This window comes from Ruegeria sp. AD2(2025), assembly GCF_056542385.1.
In genome coordinates, this window is record NZ_JBQFZS010000003.1 from 91,234 (window position 1) to 108,007 (window position 16,774).

20 protein-coding genes and 1 tRNA gene are annotated in these 16,774 nt (G+C 55.7%); 16 read left to right on the forward strand and 5 right to left on the reverse strand.

Annotated features, from left to right (window positions below; translation table 11 throughout):
* The first annotated feature begins 79 nt into the window (after positions 1-79).
* From ACR1XV_RS07885 to ACR1XV_RS07905, 5 genes are all read left to right on the forward strand, one after another.
* Positions 80-155: transfer RNA gene (locus ACR1XV_RS07885), tRNA-Lys, on the forward strand.
* A gap of 141 nt (positions 156-296) precedes the next feature.
* On the forward strand, positions 297-560 hold the full coding sequence (locus ACR1XV_RS07890; RefSeq protein ID WP_480530015.1) for a hypothetical protein: 264 nt from the start codon (positions 297-299) through the stop codon (positions 558-560).
* Positions 561-563: 3 nt separating this feature from the next.
* Entirely contained in the window at positions 564-1,793 is a 1,230-nt protein-coding gene (locus ACR1XV_RS07895; RefSeq protein ID WP_480530017.1) for a tyrosine-type recombinase/integrase, read from the forward strand.
* A 204-nt stretch (positions 1,794-1,997) separates the two neighbouring features.
* The gene (locus ACR1XV_RS07900) at positions 1,998-2,156 is read left to right on the forward strand and encodes a helix-turn-helix domain-containing protein (protein WP_480530678.1); all 159 of its coding nucleotides are present in this window, start codon (positions 1,998-2,000) and stop codon (positions 2,154-2,156) included.
* Positions 2,156-3,136, forward strand: coding sequence for a hypothetical protein (locus tag ACR1XV_RS07905; protein ID WP_480530019.1), 981 nt, complete (start codon positions 2,156-2,158; stop codon positions 3,134-3,136). The genes ACR1XV_RS07900 and ACR1XV_RS07905 overlap by 1 nt, the downstream gene beginning before the upstream one ends.
* Here the strand turns inward: ACR1XV_RS07905 and ACR1XV_RS07910 are convergent.
* Positions 3,124-3,288: a hypothetical protein gene (locus tag ACR1XV_RS07910; protein ID WP_480530021.1), complete on the reverse strand. Its 165-nt coding sequence runs from the start codon at positions 3,286-3,288 to the stop codon at positions 3,124-3,126. The genes ACR1XV_RS07905 and ACR1XV_RS07910 overlap by 13 nt on opposite strands.
* Before the next feature lie 807 nt (positions 3,289-4,095).
* Here ACR1XV_RS07910 and ACR1XV_RS07915 point away from each other — a divergent pair.
* The 7 genes from ACR1XV_RS07915 (at position 4,096) to ACR1XV_RS07945 (ending at position 8,943) form a co-directional block, all read left to right on the forward strand.
* Positions 4,096-4,371, forward strand: a complete 276-nt coding sequence (locus ACR1XV_RS07915; protein ID WP_480530023.1) for a hypothetical protein — start codon at positions 4,096-4,098, stop codon at positions 4,369-4,371.
* The gene (locus tag ACR1XV_RS07920; RefSeq protein WP_480530025.1) at positions 4,368-5,750 is read left to right on the forward strand and encodes a DUF4055 domain-containing protein; all 1,383 of its coding nucleotides are present in this window, start codon (positions 4,368-4,370) and stop codon (positions 5,748-5,750) included. The genes ACR1XV_RS07915 and ACR1XV_RS07920 overlap by 4 nt, the downstream gene beginning before the upstream one ends.
* Entirely contained in the window at positions 5,747-6,409 is a 663-nt protein-coding gene (locus ACR1XV_RS07925; RefSeq protein ID WP_480530027.1) for a hypothetical protein, read from the forward strand. The genes ACR1XV_RS07920 and ACR1XV_RS07925 overlap by 4 nt, the downstream gene beginning before the upstream one ends.
* Positions 6,410-6,511: 102 nt before the next feature.
* Positions 6,512-6,901, forward strand: coding sequence for a hypothetical protein (locus tag ACR1XV_RS07930; protein WP_480530028.1), 390 nt, complete (start codon positions 6,512-6,514; stop codon positions 6,899-6,901).
* Positions 6,901-7,482 carry a hypothetical protein gene (locus tag ACR1XV_RS07935; RefSeq protein ID WP_480530030.1) on the forward strand — a complete coding sequence of 194 codons (582 nt, stop codon included), beginning with the start codon at positions 6,901-6,903 and terminating at the stop codon, positions 7,480-7,482. The genes ACR1XV_RS07930 and ACR1XV_RS07935 overlap by 1 nt, the downstream gene beginning before the upstream one ends.
* A gap of 139 nt (positions 7,483-7,621) precedes the next feature.
* Positions 7,622-8,248: a terminase large subunit domain-containing protein gene (locus ACR1XV_RS07940; protein ID WP_480530032.1), complete on the forward strand. Its 627-nt coding sequence runs from the start codon at positions 7,622-7,624 to the stop codon at positions 8,246-8,248.
* Positions 8,236-8,943: a hypothetical protein gene (locus ACR1XV_RS07945; RefSeq protein WP_480530034.1), complete on the forward strand. Its 708-nt coding sequence runs from the start codon at positions 8,236-8,238 to the stop codon at positions 8,941-8,943. The genes ACR1XV_RS07940 and ACR1XV_RS07945 overlap by 13 nt, the downstream gene beginning before the upstream one ends.
* Before the next feature lie 927 nt (positions 8,944-9,870).
* Here the strand turns inward: ACR1XV_RS07945 and ACR1XV_RS07950 are convergent.
* Together ACR1XV_RS07950 and ACR1XV_RS07955 are read right to left on the reverse strand one after the other, a co-directional pair.
* Entirely contained in the window at positions 9,871-10,902 is a 1,032-nt protein-coding gene (locus ACR1XV_RS07950) for a serine/threonine-protein kinase (RefSeq protein ID WP_480530680.1), read from the reverse strand.
* A 2-nt stretch (positions 10,903-10,904) separates the two neighbouring features.
* On the reverse strand, positions 10,905-11,372 hold the full coding sequence (locus tag ACR1XV_RS07955) for a hypothetical protein (protein WP_480530036.1): 468 nt from the start codon (positions 11,370-11,372) through the stop codon (positions 10,905-10,907).
* A gap of 335 nt (positions 11,373-11,707) precedes the next feature.
* On the opposite strand from ACR1XV_RS07955, the gene ACR1XV_RS07960 reads away from it, so the two are divergent.
* On the forward strand, positions 11,708-12,547 hold the full coding sequence (locus tag ACR1XV_RS07960; protein WP_480530038.1) for a hypothetical protein: 840 nt from the start codon (positions 11,708-11,710) through the stop codon (positions 12,545-12,547).
* Here the strand turns inward: ACR1XV_RS07960 and ACR1XV_RS07965 are convergent.
* Both ACR1XV_RS07965 and ACR1XV_RS07970 read right to left on the reverse strand, forming a co-directional pair.
* On the reverse strand, positions 12,544-13,815 hold the full coding sequence (locus tag ACR1XV_RS07965) for a DNA cytosine methyltransferase (RefSeq protein WP_480530039.1): 1,272 nt from the start codon (positions 13,813-13,815) through the stop codon (positions 12,544-12,546). The two genes, ACR1XV_RS07960 and ACR1XV_RS07965, sit on opposite strands and share 4 nt — an antisense overlap.
* Before the next feature lie 61 nt (positions 13,816-13,876).
* Positions 13,877-14,284 carry a very short patch repair endonuclease gene (locus tag ACR1XV_RS07970; protein WP_480530041.1) on the reverse strand — a complete coding sequence of 136 codons (408 nt, stop codon included), beginning with the start codon at positions 14,282-14,284 and terminating at the stop codon, positions 13,877-13,879.
* 85 nt (positions 14,285-14,369) lie between these two features.
* On the opposite strand from ACR1XV_RS07970, the gene ACR1XV_RS07975 reads away from it, so the two are divergent.
* From ACR1XV_RS07975 to ACR1XV_RS07985, 3 genes are all read left to right on the forward strand, one after another.
* The gene (locus ACR1XV_RS07975) at positions 14,370-15,101 is read left to right on the forward strand and encodes an HNH endonuclease (protein ID WP_480530043.1); all 732 of its coding nucleotides are present in this window, start codon (positions 14,370-14,372) and stop codon (positions 15,099-15,101) included.
* A gap of 534 nt (positions 15,102-15,635) precedes the next feature.
* Positions 15,636-16,004: a DUF3768 domain-containing protein gene (locus ACR1XV_RS07980; RefSeq protein ID WP_480530045.1), complete on the forward strand. Its 369-nt coding sequence runs from the start codon at positions 15,636-15,638 to the stop codon at positions 16,002-16,004.
* Between the two features lie 337 nt (positions 16,005-16,341).
* On the forward strand, positions 16,342-16,659 hold the full coding sequence (locus tag ACR1XV_RS07985; RefSeq protein WP_480530047.1) for a helix-turn-helix transcriptional regulator: 318 nt from the start codon (positions 16,342-16,344) through the stop codon (positions 16,657-16,659).
* Positions 16,660-16,774: the final 115 nt, after the last annotated feature.

Here is a 16,774-nt window from a genome sequence, read left to right on the forward strand (position 1 = left end):
GTGCAAGTTAAGGTCTTGAACCCGGTCGGGGAAATACCTTACTGAGTGCTACGGATCGCGCAGATCCATCAAAAAGAGTGGGCCGTTAGCTCAGTTGGTAGAGCAACTGACTTTTAATCAGTGGGTCGCAGGTTCGAATCCTGCACGGCTCACCACTGAAACACCGATCAAATACCGAGTTTCAAACAAGTTTCCTCAATAGTTTGAGGTGCTTCCTGAAACTGTGGTTGGGTTTGAGTGTGGTTAGAACATAACATGAACCTTGTAACGAAACGGTCATTACAAGGATCACGACTATGGCTAAAGACAAGCACGGATTCGAAGACTTCGGTATCGACGAAGACCAACAGAGCCTCGAATTGAAGCTCATCAACATGCGGCTGAGTATGCCGCGTGACGCCTACAACAACTTGCTTGAAGGTATCGCCGAAAAGCATGGTGCACTGGTTGCCGCAGGCGGCATCGCAGGTTGGTCTTGTCTGATTTCGTGCAAAGGCGGTGAGTTGGAAAACAGGTTTCGCGCCGCTCTCCGCGAACTCGCCTCAAAGAAGGAGGCGTGAACGATGCCACAGATCAAGTTCAAGGATTCGACACTTGGCAAGTTGTCGGCGGATAAGACCACGTGGTTCACAGACCCGACCGTCAAAGGTCTGCGCCTCTGCGTCACCAAAGGTGGCGTCAAAACTTGGTGGGTCAGCAAGTGGGATCCAGGCGCGCAAAAGACACGGGCTGTTAGGCTTGGCCAATGGGCAAGCAAAGGCACACACTGCGCCTGGGCGAAGAAGCAAATGGGCGCAGCGCTGCTCGATATTCAGGAAGGCAATGTCCACACGCGCAAGGAACGACAAGCTGAAAAGAATCGACTCGGCATCCCGACCTTCGCGGAGGCGCTTGATCAGTACATTGAGCACCGCACGAGTGAGCGTGCATCTGGCAAGGCACCGATGGTCGAGAAGACGGCGCAGGATTATCGCAACTCGTTCAACCTGCATTTCAAGCGCTGGACCGACACATACGTGGACGAATTGCCGATCCTCGAGATCAATCAATATCTGAACACGCTTCAGCTGACGCGCCCGCACGGTGCAAGAACAGCGTCTGTTGTTGCGGGCGCGGTCGTCCGGTTCATCAATCGCCTCTGCGCGCTCGCCTTGCCGATTCCGTCGCTGCTGGACAACACAACGATCAGGAGCCGTGTCGAGACTGGCAAACTGGATATGTCGGTTCCGTGGACGGATCGCTGGGCCGAAATCGAGCAGATCGGCAATGAGCACATTCGCCTTTGGTGGATGCTGACCTGGTACACGGGCTTCCGGCAGGAGACATTCCGCACACTGACTTGGAATCAGGTTGATCTCGAAACAGGCGCGATCACATTCCGGCGCAGCAAGCACACTTATGACCGGGAGATCGCAATTTCGGATGACGCGGTCAGGCTGTTTAGACGCCTGTCCAAGATCAGATACGACGATTGCGATTGGGTGTTTCCGTCTCGCCGTATAGTCGGTGATCGCCGCGGGCACCTCGGGCAGATGGATGCTCTGAGTCTGACGAAACCTGGCGACCTGCGCCACTTCTGGATGACCGCCGCGCGCGAAGTCGCGCCGCGACATGTTCACAGGTGGCTTGCTCAGCAAACGATGACTGACAACGATCTTCGAATGCTCGGCCACTACGGCGAACCGACCATGGACGAGCAGAAGTCGGCGGCAAATGCGATTGCGGCGGCGATCAATTCGCGGTTGGGAATGGCACCTTCATCCGTTGTTGAATTGCGCCGAGACAGTGCCTAAATCAAACTGATAAGCCTCCACGCTTGGGTGTAGTGACCTGACCAGACGTGAGGCCGACGCGTGAGCGGGCATTGCGCCCAGGAGCAGGAGACGCGGCGGTCATGTGGGTTCCACACAAGGAACAGAAACATGACCCTCGACGACCTCGCGTCGCAACTCGACGCACTCCGCGCGGACCCGATCCGCTCAAACCCACCACTAGTAATGACAAGCGCAGAAGCCGCTGCTTTCCTCGGCGTCTCGGACGAAACGATGCTCCGGTGGCGCAAAGACGGATTCGGTCCGTCATACTCTCAGCCAAATTGCCGGATAGTCCGGTACCTACGCGATGACGTGGTTGCGTGGTTGGAGGAGAGTCAGTGATGCGAGCGACCAGACATCACGAGACGCGGTTTGAGCACAAGGACGAGCTCCTGAAGTTCAATCGTCGCGAGAAGCACATCATTGCGCTTGTTGACCCAGAAGACGATCCCGTGGTCGACCAACGCGCACAAGGCTCATGGAACAAGGCGCTCAACGGTAAACCGGCACCCGATGAATTGGTCGGCGACCTCGAGTATCTCCTGTTCGAGCAATGTTCCGACCCATCCCAGTACATGCCTGAATCTCCAGGCGAGGATTTGCGTGCCTGGATGATGGAAATTGCGGCCGTCCCGTGGTGGTCCGAGACACTGCAAATCGACAAGGCGAAACTGCAAGGATGGTATGCTGGTCGCGCGAAGAAGATCGAGGCTGACATTGTTGCCGGTGTCCAGGATTGGTACGCGCAATTGATCGAGGCGGCGAATGAAACGTCTCTCTTGTCCAGATATGCTCGCGCCTGGGCATCATCAGATGAGAAGTTACTGAACCTCCTGAAGCAGCGACACGAAGACGGTGAACCGATCAACGACGAACTCCTGACCAAAGTCGCGTCCGTTCACTGGCATGATCCAGAAGTGATCGACTGGCAGAATCCGAAGTGCGGTCACTCGTATGACCCAGCGCCTCAGAGCGTCGTCGATGAACTGCGCGAATTGATCCCAGCAGATTGGTCAACCGTCGAGTCTACATTGCCACCCGACGACGTGTGGCAACAGGAGGAGGTGGTCGACAAGCAGTGGAGCGGTCCGTGGGCAGATCCCAAGAACTACAATATCCCGCTATACCGCAAGCACTACAAAGTGCGCCAGGTGAAGTCCTGGAATCGAGACTACCGCGCCTATCTCGTCACCGAGGAGACGGTGATCGAGGTCGAAGGTCGCGAGCCGACCAAGCGAGAATCGAAAGGCTGGGAAGAGGGTTTCTGGGCGGAGCTGCGCGAGGAACGTCGTCAGCAGATAAGCGCCTACTACGCCGTGTAGACCGATCCATACAGGTTGGTGAGTATCGCGTTGCGGACGTCGCGTGTCGTGCGCGTAGTCAGCCAGCGTCGCAGTTCGCTTTGAGTAGCGCCTGCGGCGTGTTTCGTTTGGGCGGTGGTCAGGACGAGGTTCGGGATCATGTCGAATGGCATTGGCGCGGTCTCCGTTGTCACTGTCGTTGCATTGCAACGATGGTGTGCGTTTAGCATTTCAGGACGGCGGTATCCGAGCGGCGAACACAGGTGGCGACAAAACAGTTATAGGTGCCAGGATCCAGAGGCAGGATTGGTGCTGCACCATATTCGCGCGCGTGCGCACGTAAATAATATTATGATGATGTATTTCTGGTCGGTTTCTGCATCATCATATTATTATTCACGCGCGCGCGTACGCGTAAGCATGCAGCATTCCGAGGCCTCACTCCCGGCAGAAATCCGTCCTCTGACGCGTTCGATGCTGCTCAAGTGATCAGCAATACCTGGCGCTAGCCAAAAACACGCTGGTTCATCAACCGGTTGGCGGGCGCATCGCCTTGTAAACTGCGCGAATTACAAGGCAGCAAAGATGCTGCGCCTCGACCACCCTCTTTCTGACCATCGGCCCTCCGGCCCCGGGCAGATTTAGAAGATCACAATCTCCGAAATATCCCGCCGCCGCCTCAGCAACGCGTACAGGCGCGCAAATACCTCTGCCCCACCGTCGTGCCCGAAAACCGCACAAACCGCCTTAGCGATGAGCTCTGCCGAGCTCTGTCCGGTTTGCTTTCAGCATGCGCAACACGCCCGACAATGCTGTCCGAAAATTCCTCAAAAAGACCTGAAACTCCGGTAACAGCAACCCGCATGTTCCACTTATGTTCTGCATGTGCGTGCATGGCCCAGTCGGCGGGTCGCTCGCACCAGGCATACCTTTCCGCCTGATCACATGGGCCCGCCGACAACGCCTCAAAGGAACTGAAAGTGAAATCTGTCCGCATCCTACCAACTCCCCACGGTTCTCGCCTACTCGGCGAAGAGCTTCACACCGTCTTCCACTTGGACGTGCCAGTCTCACCGACCGACCTGCACACCATGATCAAGGCCGCTTTCCGGTCTCCCGACGACCAACCGCGCGTCGAACTCAGTGGCGTGATCGCCGACCGGACCCAAAGCGGCGTCCGCCTCCGCGTCGTCGCAAACAACTCCTGGTTCGACATTCCCTGGGAGATCATCGCACGAGGAATCCATCTCAAATGACCAAGATGCAGCACCGCTCGTATGCTGAGAACCGCGCCGCCTACGACAAAATCAGGGACGTTGTGGCAGGTGAGGATCGCCTCAAGAAGCAAGGCACAATCTATCTGCCGCAACCGGAAGGCATGACCCAAGCGCAGTACACGCGGTATCTGGCAGGCGGATCGTTTTATGCGGTCGCCGAGAGAACGCTTCGCGGCATGGTCGGTGCGATCACCCGCAACGAGGCAGTCCTGGAATTGCCACCGCGCCTCGAACCGATGCGCAACGCGGCGAGCTTCGAAGGCAATTCAATGGACGTGCTCGTCGAGGATTGCCTGCGCGAAACGATGTCCCTGGGTCGCTATGCAATGGTTCTCGACTACCCGAAGGAGCAAAGCGCACCAGGCTCTGCGCCATTCATTTCGACTTTCAACGCCGAGTCGATCCTCGATTGGACTGAGAGCTTGCTCGATGGTCGGCAGAAGCTGACCTACCTACGCCTGCACGAGTTCAACGCAGACCTCGAAGACACGGGCGTCGAGCAGCACCTGGTTCTGACACTGGACCCGGCCTACACCGTGCGCCGCTATCACGTTCAGCACGACCGTCAGGTTGGAACCACCACAGAAGTCCAGGTCGGCGAAGACATCATTCCGACAGTCAACGGCTCTCCTCTGTTTGACATTCCGGCGGTCGTCGTCAGTCCCTACAACCTGAAAGTGGACGTCGAGAAGCCGCCGTTTCTCGATCTCGTCAACGTCAATCTTGCCCACTGGCGCGTATCGGCGGACTACTACTGGTCGCTGTATTTGACCTCCCAACCAACGCCGTGGATCGCAGGCGCGATCAACGAGAAGAACAAACCGACGCAAATCGGCAGCGGTGCGTTTTGGGTGTTACCTGAGAACGCGAAGGCGGGGATGCTGGAATTCAGCGGGGCCGGTATCGCCGCCCAGAAGACGGCGCTCGACGATCTGACGGCGCAAATGGCGACCTTGGGCGCGCGCATGGTCTATGACGGCAAAGGCCGCAATGAGACGACCGACACGGCGAAACTGCGCACACGCTCCGAGCTCTCACTGCTCGCCTCATCCGTAAACATGGTCGAAGCGGCAGTCGTCAAACTCCTGCGCCTCGCGGCTGAATGGACCGCGCCCGGCACGGCCGATCAGGTTTCGTTCAAACTGCACCGCGACTTCGTGACGGCCCAGATGGACCCAGCTGTTCTCACAGCCTTGGTCAAAGCATGGCAGGCCGGAGCAATCAGCCACGACACGCTCCTGATGAATCTCAAGAAGGGAGAACTGATGGACGTGAACCGCGCGCTCGACGCAGAGCGTGACTTGATCGAAGAAGATGAAAACGTGCTGCCGTTCTCGACACTGCCAACGGCGACATGACAATTCTCGATCCAGATTTTGGTAGTCACGAATCCCGCCGCCAGCCCGAGATCGACTTGATCCTGGCTGTGCTCAGTCGCGCAGTCCTCGATCTGTTCGGTAGTGTCGCCCAGTTGAGCACGCAGGAAGAAGGCAGGACCGTCAGACAGGATGCGCTCCTGTTTCTCACACGCGAAACCGGACCTTGGGCGAAACGTAGGACGGAACTCTGCGACAGCGTGGGTATTGACGGCAACGACATGCGGAAGCGCGTCATCAAAGTCCTGGAAGGCGAAATAAAAGCGCTCGCTGTATATGACGAGCGGCAGCTCCTGACCCACATCGAGGCGGCGCGAAAACTCTGGTTCGAGGAGAAGCGCAAACCGATTCTTGCCGCCGCCGCGCGCAAGCAGCAGGCGAAGGTCGTGCAGATGAAAAGAGAGAAAGCGCTGAACAAAATCCGCGCAAAGGAAGAAATCCGCGAAACCATACTTTCCCTGCTCGACGCGCGTCCAATGAAGTTCAAGGACCTCATGCTCGCGGCAGACGGCATGTCCGACAGCGTCGCGCGCATTGTGCTGAAAGAAGAGATCGAGAGAGGCACAGTCGAGCAAGACCCGAAGTCGTGGGAATACTCGCTTACTCCACCTCAAACTGCGCTTGCAGCCAACTGCGGATAGGGCCGAACGTTGTTCTACAGAGTGCCGGGTTAGGCTCGAATTCTGCTCCTTTGTGTGACCTGGGAGCGGGGCTGACTCGCTCCCAACACAAGGACCAGAATCATGGCAGAAGACAATGACAAGCAAGCTGAGGCGCTGATTGCGGCGCTTGCTCCAAAGATCGCCGATGTGATCATTCCCCAAATCACCGAGAAGGTCGAAGAACAGATTGGCGGCGTTCTGAAAAAGAACAACGAGCTCCTGGACAAGATCGCGAAGCAGAAAGCTGACGACGACCACAAGAGCCTGGTCGCTTCGGCTCAGAAGCTGCTCAACAACGCGGAAGCCGCACACCAGAAGCGCCTCGACGCTGATGGCAATTACCGTCCGCCTTCACCCTCTGACTCGATCAAAATCTCCCGCACCGACGCTCGCGACGTCACGAAGTATCGCGACGCCCGCGCCTTGGCCGAGAAAGAAGGCCGGAAGCTCGAGATCGTTGCCGACGAGTGATGGGCGCGCGCGGTCAACAGTCAAAGCTCGACAAACTTCCACGAGGCCGGCGCGACGCCATCGTCCGCGATATTGTCCTCGGGCGGTTGTCGATGCACGCGGCGGCGAAGCGGCTTGAAGTATCCGACACGACAGTCGGGCGCTACATGGCGACGGTCGACGAGGACGAGCGCCTGCACATCATCTCGACCGCCATGGGCGAGGCGAAGATGGCCGAGCTGCAGGAGAAGGCAGACCTGGTCAATCAGTTCGGCGAGGACACGGACAAGGACTTGAAGTGGGTCCTGCGTGAACTCAAGGTGCTACTGACCGACGCGAAAGGCGACGACGACAAGACCTTGGCGCTCGGCACGCTGAAGGAGCTGCGGCAGAGCCTCATGGCCTTGGCTGACCTCCACGGCAAGCTGAACAAGAAGATGGACATCCATCTGAACCTGAACGAGTCACCGCAATTTATCCAACTGCGCCAGATCATCATTCGAGTCCTGGAACGCCACCCGGAGGCGAAACACGACTTCCTGAACGAGATGGACGCTTTGGGCGTGATCCAAGAGCCCGTGCTTGTCGATGACCGTCCATAACCCACACCTCCTATCCTTCCTCCAGGGGCTGACTGTCAGCCTAGACCCGGTGCAACGTTTCCGGATGACAATCGGTGAACCCGATCCTTGGCAGGTGGAGCTGCTCCGCACAGATCCTGGCACCAACGAGGAGGACCGAATGGTCCAGGCTCTGTGCGGGCGGCAATCCGGCAAATCGACGACATGCGGTTGCCTCGCCTATGACGACTTCTCTGTTGGCAAAACGGTGATCCTGACCGCGCCGTCGCTGCGGCAATCAACTGAGTTATTCCGGCGCATCCTGGAATTCAAAAACACCGATCCATTCTGCCCGCCCATCGTGCGCCAAACGCAAACCGAACTCGAGGCCCACCCGTCACACGGCGGGCGGATCATTGTCGTGCCCGCGACCGATCAGGCGCGCGGCATGACTGCCGACACGATCCTAGCCGACGAGGCATGTTTCCTGGACGACGACGCGCTTACCGCGTTCTTTCCGATGCGGAAGGAGTCAGGTCGCATTTTCCTCCTGTCCACGCCGAACCTGCGCCAAGGCTATTTCTATGAGACCTGGACATCAGGAAAACAGGTGCGACGCATCACGGCGCGATCCATCGACATTCCGAGGCGTCGGGCGCAGGTCGAGTTCGACCGCGCAACGATGTCTGAGACGACGTTCCGCCGCGAGCACCTTTGCGAGTTTGTCGGATCAGGATCGCCGCTCCTGTCCTGGGAGACTCTCGAGAAGACGAGCAACAAGGAGGTGTCCGCGCTATGCCTGAATTGACCTTCCACAAGGACGGGCGCGTGTCGCTCCCGTCGAATGCCGATCCCGCCGCCGCAGGCACGTCCGTCCTTGGTTGGGTGCGGCATCACGTCGGCATGGACCTTGGGCGCAACGACCCGTCTGCCATCGTCGTCATCCGCGACGAATGCTATCCGCAATTCTCGGGACGCGGTTTCGAGCAGGAGCTCGGCGAACGCCGCTGCACCATCGTGTTCCAAGAGTCGATCCAACTCTACTCCTACACCGACCTCGCCGACTTCCTGGCAAAGCGCCTCGGGCAGATACCGAACTGGACGCTGACCATCGACGCATCAGGCCTTGGCGCGCCGTTCTCGTCAACGCTCGACCAAGCCGGGATCGAGCACCACGCCGTCGTGATGACCGCAGGCGCGAACATGTCGAAGAAGGGAAAGAACGTCACCGTCGCGAAAACGATCCTGCTCGAGAACATGGCCGTGGGCCTCGAGACCGGCGCACTGACCGTCGCGCACGATCTCGAAGGCAAGCAGGACCTGCTCAACGAGATCGCCAGCTTTGAACTCGCGTCCACGTCGGCTGGCAACCTCGTCCTGCAAGGCGGAGGCAAAGGACACCACGCCGACCGCGCCATCGCGACCGCGCTGGCGTACCTATCCGTCACGCACCTTGAAACGCAACTCAGCTCCGTTGCTCACCGAATACGTGGTTGGGCGTAAGGCCACAGAATCAGCCAGCATGCAAAAAGGCACTCAGTGTTTAAACGGCACAACTAGAATTCAAGTATCTGTTATTTAATGGAAACTTAGCTCTTGCGCGAACTTACAATCGTGTTGTTTTTGAAGTGTGGGTACAGCAAAGGGAAAGGACCCACACAATGGCAAATGACTTCATAAGCGCTCTCCGATTTCTGTCCGAGCCTGATGGCGCAATCGAACTTACCGAAGCAAGTTTTGAGTACTACTGCCCGGAAAGTGAGCAACTTCTGACTTACCGATACATGCAGTGCGCGAGCTCGATGGAATGGATGTGGGTGTTGGTACTTTGACACCCAGCGTGGGTGGCCGTTGTGCCACCCGCTCCACAATCCAAAAACACTGTTCCCGCGCGAAACTCGCTGATCTTGGTGGCCGTGAGGTAGCTGCCTCGTTCGACGTGCCTTGAGTTCGACGAGCGACCCGGATTTTTTGCGGCGCTGACCGGCGACTCGGGATTTTGGGCATCGACATACCTTAAGCTACGTCGTCCCGCCTCAACGCCGTGCTGCTTGCCAGGATGCCATCGGCATCGAAACAAGCGCCAATCGGATTGAAACGGCAGTTGCCCTTCGGACTCATTTGCGAGTCACTTCGTCGCGGCACCTTTCCGAAAAATTGCGTTTTGCCTATGTTCGATGTATGTTCTCAATTATTCGGGAGGACCAACCATTATGCTGTTACAGTTGTGAAGGCTTTGTGCTTACCAAAGTGCAGATACTGCGGACGTGTGTGGCATCCACAAGAGGGTATTGTCGCCGCAAAGAGCTACTGTGGAGCGTGTGCTGCGGAGCGCCGCAGCATCGCCAAAAGCAAGTTTGACTTGCGGGAGCTGAAACCCGCAGATGTCGAGAACGGATACCTGCTACCTAAGAACCTTCGAAAAACCGCTTAGGTGCTATTGGCGAAGAAGTTCTCTAACTGCTTGATTGCCATTCGGCGCCCAATAACGCCAGCCGATCCACCAAGTTTTCGCGTCCTACCGCTTGTCGTCGGCTCGCTGCGCGCTGACCATTCATGCCTAGTTGCCGAGTGTCGCAACCAATCAACTACGATCCGGCGACCTTTTGCACGACGCTCCCAGACTACCTTGTCTGTCTCGACCTTACAGTTCCAAAGCGGCGCGACCGGCAGGTTTGCAAACTTTGCCTGAACCGCACTTACATTTTGGAGCCGTGTCGACGTGTCGTCACGCAACATCTCTCTTATCACACGCCGCCAGCGCTTTGGGATGTGAGGGAGCCATTCCAAAGTGTCCGCAAAACCGCCGTTGACAATTTCCCCGCGTGGTTTCGGTGCATACTGGTACCAATCGTGACCGTGAAGCAGACGGAACATCGTCATACCAAACGCCCATACATCGCTCTTTTCGCTGGTGCCGCGCCCATGCCAGACTTCATAGGCGAGATGGTCAACGTAGATGTAGCCTCCGACATCAGCATAGCCGAGGATCAAGTCATCCGTGACCAAACCGAAGTCGCCGATTTTGATTTTCCCATGTTCATCCGCGAGGATGTTTCCTGGTTTCAAATCTCGGTGGAGCATTGCCCTCGCGTGCAAAGCGCCGAGGCCGAGTAACACTTGCGATCCAATATCGCGAACCTGCAAGAGATTCATCGGACCTGCCTCATAAGCGCCTTGCAGCGATCCTCCCCGACACAACTCCATGCAGATTCTTACACTATTGCCCCCATCGGCTTCCTCAAGGTGGAAAACCCGCACTGTGTTTCGATGCGTCGCCTTGGCGAGGTTCTGCGCTTCTTTTAGAAAGCGATCTTTCTGTTCATCCCATTTGGCAGAAGGTTTGCTGGCGTCTCGTTCGATTACCTTAACAGCAACTTCTCCGTGCACCGGGTCGTTTGCCAGGTAGACTTTTCCAAAGTGACCGGCACCAAGCTGCTTTCCAAGCGTTGTTTTAGGCACAGTCAATTTAGCTTCCTATCCGAAAGCAGCATCAGTGCCGCCTCGCGACTACCAATTCGCATTTTAACGCCGTCGACATTTTCGTCCCAAAAATCACCATCAGATATGTATTCATCGGCCTTTCGTTTGCCGAAGCGCTTACTGACTTGAGCCTTTTGCAAAACACTTACCACACAGCTCTCAGAAGCTGCTGCCATAACGACGCCTCGAAGTTCCGCGCTATGAAGATGTGACAAGCCACCACCTTTGGCCACCGCGCTCGCCTTCACCACAACTCGAGAAATCTCGTTTTCTCGAAAGTAGTCGGAAAGCTGATGGAACAGATGATTCAAGGCAGCGGATTTTTCACCTTCTTGAAGTTGAAACGTCTGGTCAGCTTGCAGAACAATGGGACCATCATCTGGGATTTCTGCATCGACAGCGATCACCTTGTCGCCACTCACAACAATTCCAACCCATCTTTCAGGCATCTACTCGCTCTTTCATTTTCGATTTCTCGCCGATTCCTAGATACCTGAAAAGCTGTGTTCATGGAAGGTTCTACCACTCGAATCTTCTACTTAGACCTGTTTTCCACTACTCGCAGAACCGCATCAGGCGCGTCGGTTGTGAGTGCAAACGCTGCCCCATGTTGATGCCTACTCTGCTGCTATCGCGCGTCTCTGACGCGCTCTGCAGGGCATACGCCGCATCTTCACCGACACGACCATCTATCCGACGCTGGTTTGGTCGACAATTATAGATGCCGTGCTTCCATTGTCTGCGCTTACCGGGTATCTCATTGAAAAGAAGTTAGAGGTGGTCGATGGCATCGCACAAAACAGAAGTCGTAGAGCACTTGTTCCAGAAACACTGGGATAAGAATGCTGGGCGGTTGACCAAATCTCTAATGAGTCTTGAAGACGTCGCTCAAGCTATTCGTGAATGTAACAAGCTTCTGGGCCGTTCACTGAGTGATCGAAATCCAGCGAACTTTATGAAGGACCTCATGCGAGGTGCCAACGCTTCAAAGAATTGGCCTGCGTCAGTCGCAGCTCTTGGCTACACCGCAGTGCAGCGCACCGGCACCGGAGATGTGTTTGAGTTCATCCCTTACCGCCCAGGCCAAACCGAGCCTTTTCCAGACGCGTTCAAGGTTCGAGAAGACGCCGAGACGTTCTTTGTTCAGTCCATTAGCTTACCGCTTGTCACGAAATCGCTGGGCCGCGTGGACGAAACTTGGTTGGTGCAAACAGCAATCAATCTGCGCGTTGTAGAAACTCACTTTTCGGTGGCAGCGGCTTTTCCGCTCCTCGAACTTGCGCACCTGCAAATGGGGATTAAACTACGCCAAACTGAAATTGACGCATTGTTCCTAGGAAAAGCTGGCTCTGAAAAAGACAACTATCCGGTTTTGGTGACTTGCGAAGCAAAGCACTATAATGACCCAATTATTCCACAGCAAATTATAAATCAGGTTCAGGCAGCTTTTGGTGAAACAGAGGTGTCTACCGTTGTGCCAATAGGGCTGAGAGCGATTAAAGATATTGGGTTCTATCTGACCGAATTTGAAGCTGTAAAACGGGAAGACGCCGACAGCTTGCAAGAATTAAAGCTAGCGAGTGACGCTATCTACCAACTTAAACCATCGGTAAAAGGCATCTAGGCAGCGGCCTCGATCTCGGATTGCTTGCGCTTCTTCGCGCCGCTCTTCTTGTCGCGACGACCGATTGGGTTCTTTACCCCAAAGTGCGCTGCTGCCTCTGTATTGCCCATCGTCAGCAACGCCACATCGCCAAGGTCGAGTGCCTCCGCTGGGCGGGTGCGGCGTTTGCCCAAAGCTGTGATGATCGAGTTCGCAACGGCGCGGGCAAGTGGTGGTGGTACGGCGTTTCCTATCTGCCGTGCCCCGTGCCACTTCGTTGTGTTGAAGCGGAACCAGTCGGGAAAACCGTGTAGCCTCGCCATCTCGCGGACGGTCACACAGCGGTCGTAGGCATAATGGATCGGGCGCGGGCTCGTGAACGCGCCTCTAGCGGAATCGGTCCCGGCTCTCAGTGTATTGGACACGCCGTCCGCTGGCAGTTTGAAGAAGCGCGAGATCGGTTCAACGCGACCTTGTTCAGTTTCGTGGAACCTCCGCCGCGAGATTTCGGTGTGCTCTGTCCGAGCGCTGGACGTCAGCGACCCCTGGTCCCAGTTGCGCGGATGGCCGTAGCCCCAAGCGTCGTTCCCTTGCCCTCGCAAGGCTGCCGCGTACCTGCTCGGTTCACCGAATGCCACACCCTGGACCGCATCTGTCACTCGAAGCTGTTCGAAGGCTTCCGCGTCGGGCAGATCGCCGAGCGCATCCTCGCAGGTTGGGCGTCTTGATATCACTTTCGGATAGCTAGGCAGCTTGCTACCATGCTTGACGCCCATCAGGATCAAACGCTGCCGATCCTGCGGAACGCCGTAGTCGGCAGCATTTAGGACACGCCAGTCCTTTTGAACGTCGTATCCGAGCGCCTCAAATTCCTCAATTAGCTCGAACAAAAACTTGCGATGCTTGCCGACGGTCAGACCTTTCACGTTCTCAAAGACGAAATAGGTGGCGTCCAATTCCTTCACGATGCGCACGAAGTCCTTCACAAGCGAGTTGCGCGGATCGTCGAGTGCACGTTGACCAATCAGCGAGAAGCCTTGGCAAGGTGCGCCACCGAACACGACATCGACCTTTCGGTTCCTGATGTCTGCGGCCTTTCGGATGTCTTTGCCGGACACATCCGTGACCGACTTTGGGATGATGGCGCATTCGGGGAAATTGTACTTGTGGACGGCGGCGTGAACTGGGTCGAGCTCGACAGCGGCGACGACATCAAACCCGGCTTGCTCAAAGCCGAGGCTCATTCCGCCTGCACCTGAAAAGAGATCGACACCAATCGGTCGTGCCATGCTCTGCCTCCCGCCGTTTTCAAACAACATATCGGCGCGACGAGTCGTTGACCAGCGAAACCTAGCGTTTCAAGAAGTCCTCGACGCGGCACACAACAGCGTCGAGATCGCGTAGTTCACACTGCCAAACGACCATCGCTCCCCAGCCAGTTTGCTGCAAGTCGGTTAACACCCGCTTGTCGCGCTCTTTGTTCATTTCGATCTTGGGAGCCCAGTACTCGGGTCGAGACTTGGGTAACTGGCCCCAACGACATCCGTGGCCGTGCCAGAAGCAGCCATGCACAAATATCGCTTTGCGTCGGGATGGAAAAACGATGTCTGGTCGTCCGGGAAGATCGCGCCGGTGGAGTGTGTAACGGTACCCGAGCCTGTGCAACGCACGACGCAGTGCGAGCTCAGGCTTGGTGTCCTTCTGCCTCACTTGGGACATGATGAAGGACCGGCGTTCGGGTGTGACGTGATCGGGCATCGAATATCAAGATAGTGGCTAGACGGCAGCGGTTCGAGCACAACGGTAACTTGCTGAGTTAGGAAGGGTAACTTAGCGTACGACTATGGCTGAAACGAACCGCAACCCTCCTTGGACCCGCGATGAACTACTCGTCGCTCTCGACTATTACCTGGACAACCCAGATGATTACTTCTCGCCCACAGGTGAGGGTCTCCTCGAACTAACAGTGAAGATCAGTCAGGTCGCGAAGGCGTTGGGTTTAACCGGTTCGGACACGCTGCGGAACGCAAACGGCGTTTCGATGAAGCTGCTGAACTTCCGCTCTCACGATCCGAACCACGATACGAAGGGCCTCAGTCGAGGCAACAAGTTAGAGGAGGTCATTTGGTCCGAGTTCGCCGACGACCGGAAGGCATTGAAAAATGCTGTGGCCGGCATTCTGGGCGTGACCCAGGCTGCAACCGCGCATGATGCACCGGTATTGCCTGATGATGATGTGACTGAGGCTAAGGAAGGCCAGTTGCTTACCCGTATGCATCGTTACCGCGAGCGCAATGCGGCCCTCGTGAAAAGGAAGAAAGCGTCATTCTTGAAACAAAACGGGCACCTCTGCTGCGAAGCCTGCGGTTTTGACTTCCGCGAAACCTATGGAGAGCGCGGAGACGGTTTCATTGAGTGCCACCACACGAAGCCGGTTTCGGAATTGGTTACAGGCGATACGACGAAACTGACGGATCTGGCACTGCTCTGCGCCAACTGTCATCGGATGGTTCATGCCGCTCGCCCGTGGTGGACGGTGGAGGAACTTAAGATTGCCGTCGAAACGTCGAGATGACGGCTAGAGCCAACTTGTCGAACGTTCTAAACCGTTTCACGCTCGTTCTGCTCTCCACCGCGTTGTCCTTGTGACATCCTTGTAACGCGGCTCGGTCGCCTCGAAAAACTGCCTGATTTCAAGTGGGTTAGGCCCTAGCGCTAGGAACTTTTAATCAGTGGGTCGCAGGTTCGAATCCTGCACGGCTCACCACTTTTTTCAAAGGGTTAGCAAGAATAGGCGAGAATTTCTCACGCCTACAGCAACCACCTAGCAACCACGCGGCATAGATTGACGTAGAAACGTGTAGAAAACCGTTTCATTGAACGCGTGACCTCCCTCTTTTGATGAAACCGTAAGGCATTGTTATTTTGATGCTTTTTGACAATTCGAAGAGTTTCTGGTACACTGACTATGTACAGAGCGGCAATCGACTGTCGCGTGCACCTTCCAAAAGAGCACGGAAAACTGGAACGGCTGCGCCCAAAAATGCGCAGGCGTGCCTGCCTGTACCTCATCACAACAATCAAAATCTCAAAAGCACAGGAGCTTTCCATGACGGACAGCAAAATCTCTTCGCATGTCAAACTGTCAGCAGATATGTCCCCCACTCAGAAGAACCGAGTTTTGAACGATCATTTCCGAAAAACTGGGGAAGGTGGCATTGTCATGATCTCGATGGGAATACATCTTCTGGGAAGAGCCACCGTTGACGCGATCATGAAACAGCTTGCCGGGGATGCGGGCGACAAAAGCGTAGAATCTGGCGGCGAACATGATGTGGGTTCAATCAAGGTGAACAATCGAACCGTGGATTGGGAAATCAACTACTACAACAAAGACCTTGATGATGAATCCCCGGATTCGACGGACCCGCTGCAGACAACAAGGCATATGACTGTTTTGCTGTCCACGGAATACTGACTATGCGAGCCAACTCTCCTGTGAGAGTTGGCTTTTTTGTTTTCTGGCGAGCATTGGTGCTTTCATCCCGAGCTATCGAACACTAGCGCCTTACGTGTATGCAAAACTCGCCGCATAAAACGCTGCGATCAGTTTTGGCCGAAGTTGTTATCGATGCGTTGGGTGTGAAACGAAAATTTACGTAAGATTTTCATAACATCTTCTATGTAGCTGTAGTCAAACATGGACCGACAAAAACTCTGATTATACCAGATACGAAATCGAGCACTGTTGGTTGGAAGGCTGAAGGTCTCAAGGAAAAGACCGCACAAGCCTGCAATCATTGCTGGAGAAAGCTATGACCCAAGCAAAGGGGTTGGTAGAGGTTTGCCAAATCAAACCCAAGGGAGCACTCGCACCCGCGTTTCTGTCTGAGAAGCAAACCGCATCCTATCTCAATATGTCGGTGCAGTGGCTAAGAAAGTGCCGATCAAACGGGACTGGGCCCAAATGGAAGAAATTTGGTCAAGCTATCCGTTATCCCATCGCCGATCTTCAAAACTACATCTCGCAATCAAGCCGCCAGTTTACTGGGCAGGATGTAGAAAGGGCTGACCAATGTGTCGCCACTTCAAGAGATTGGAAATCTAGCTCTGGAACTAAGGTACGTTTCTAACGCCTGATCCGTTTAGATTGTAAAGCTTGCAAACAGCAGATTTGTAGACGTGTCGGCAAGAGGCCGACCAGAGCATTGACGAAGTCCTTCCCTCTGGTCGGTTGCCACCAAATCA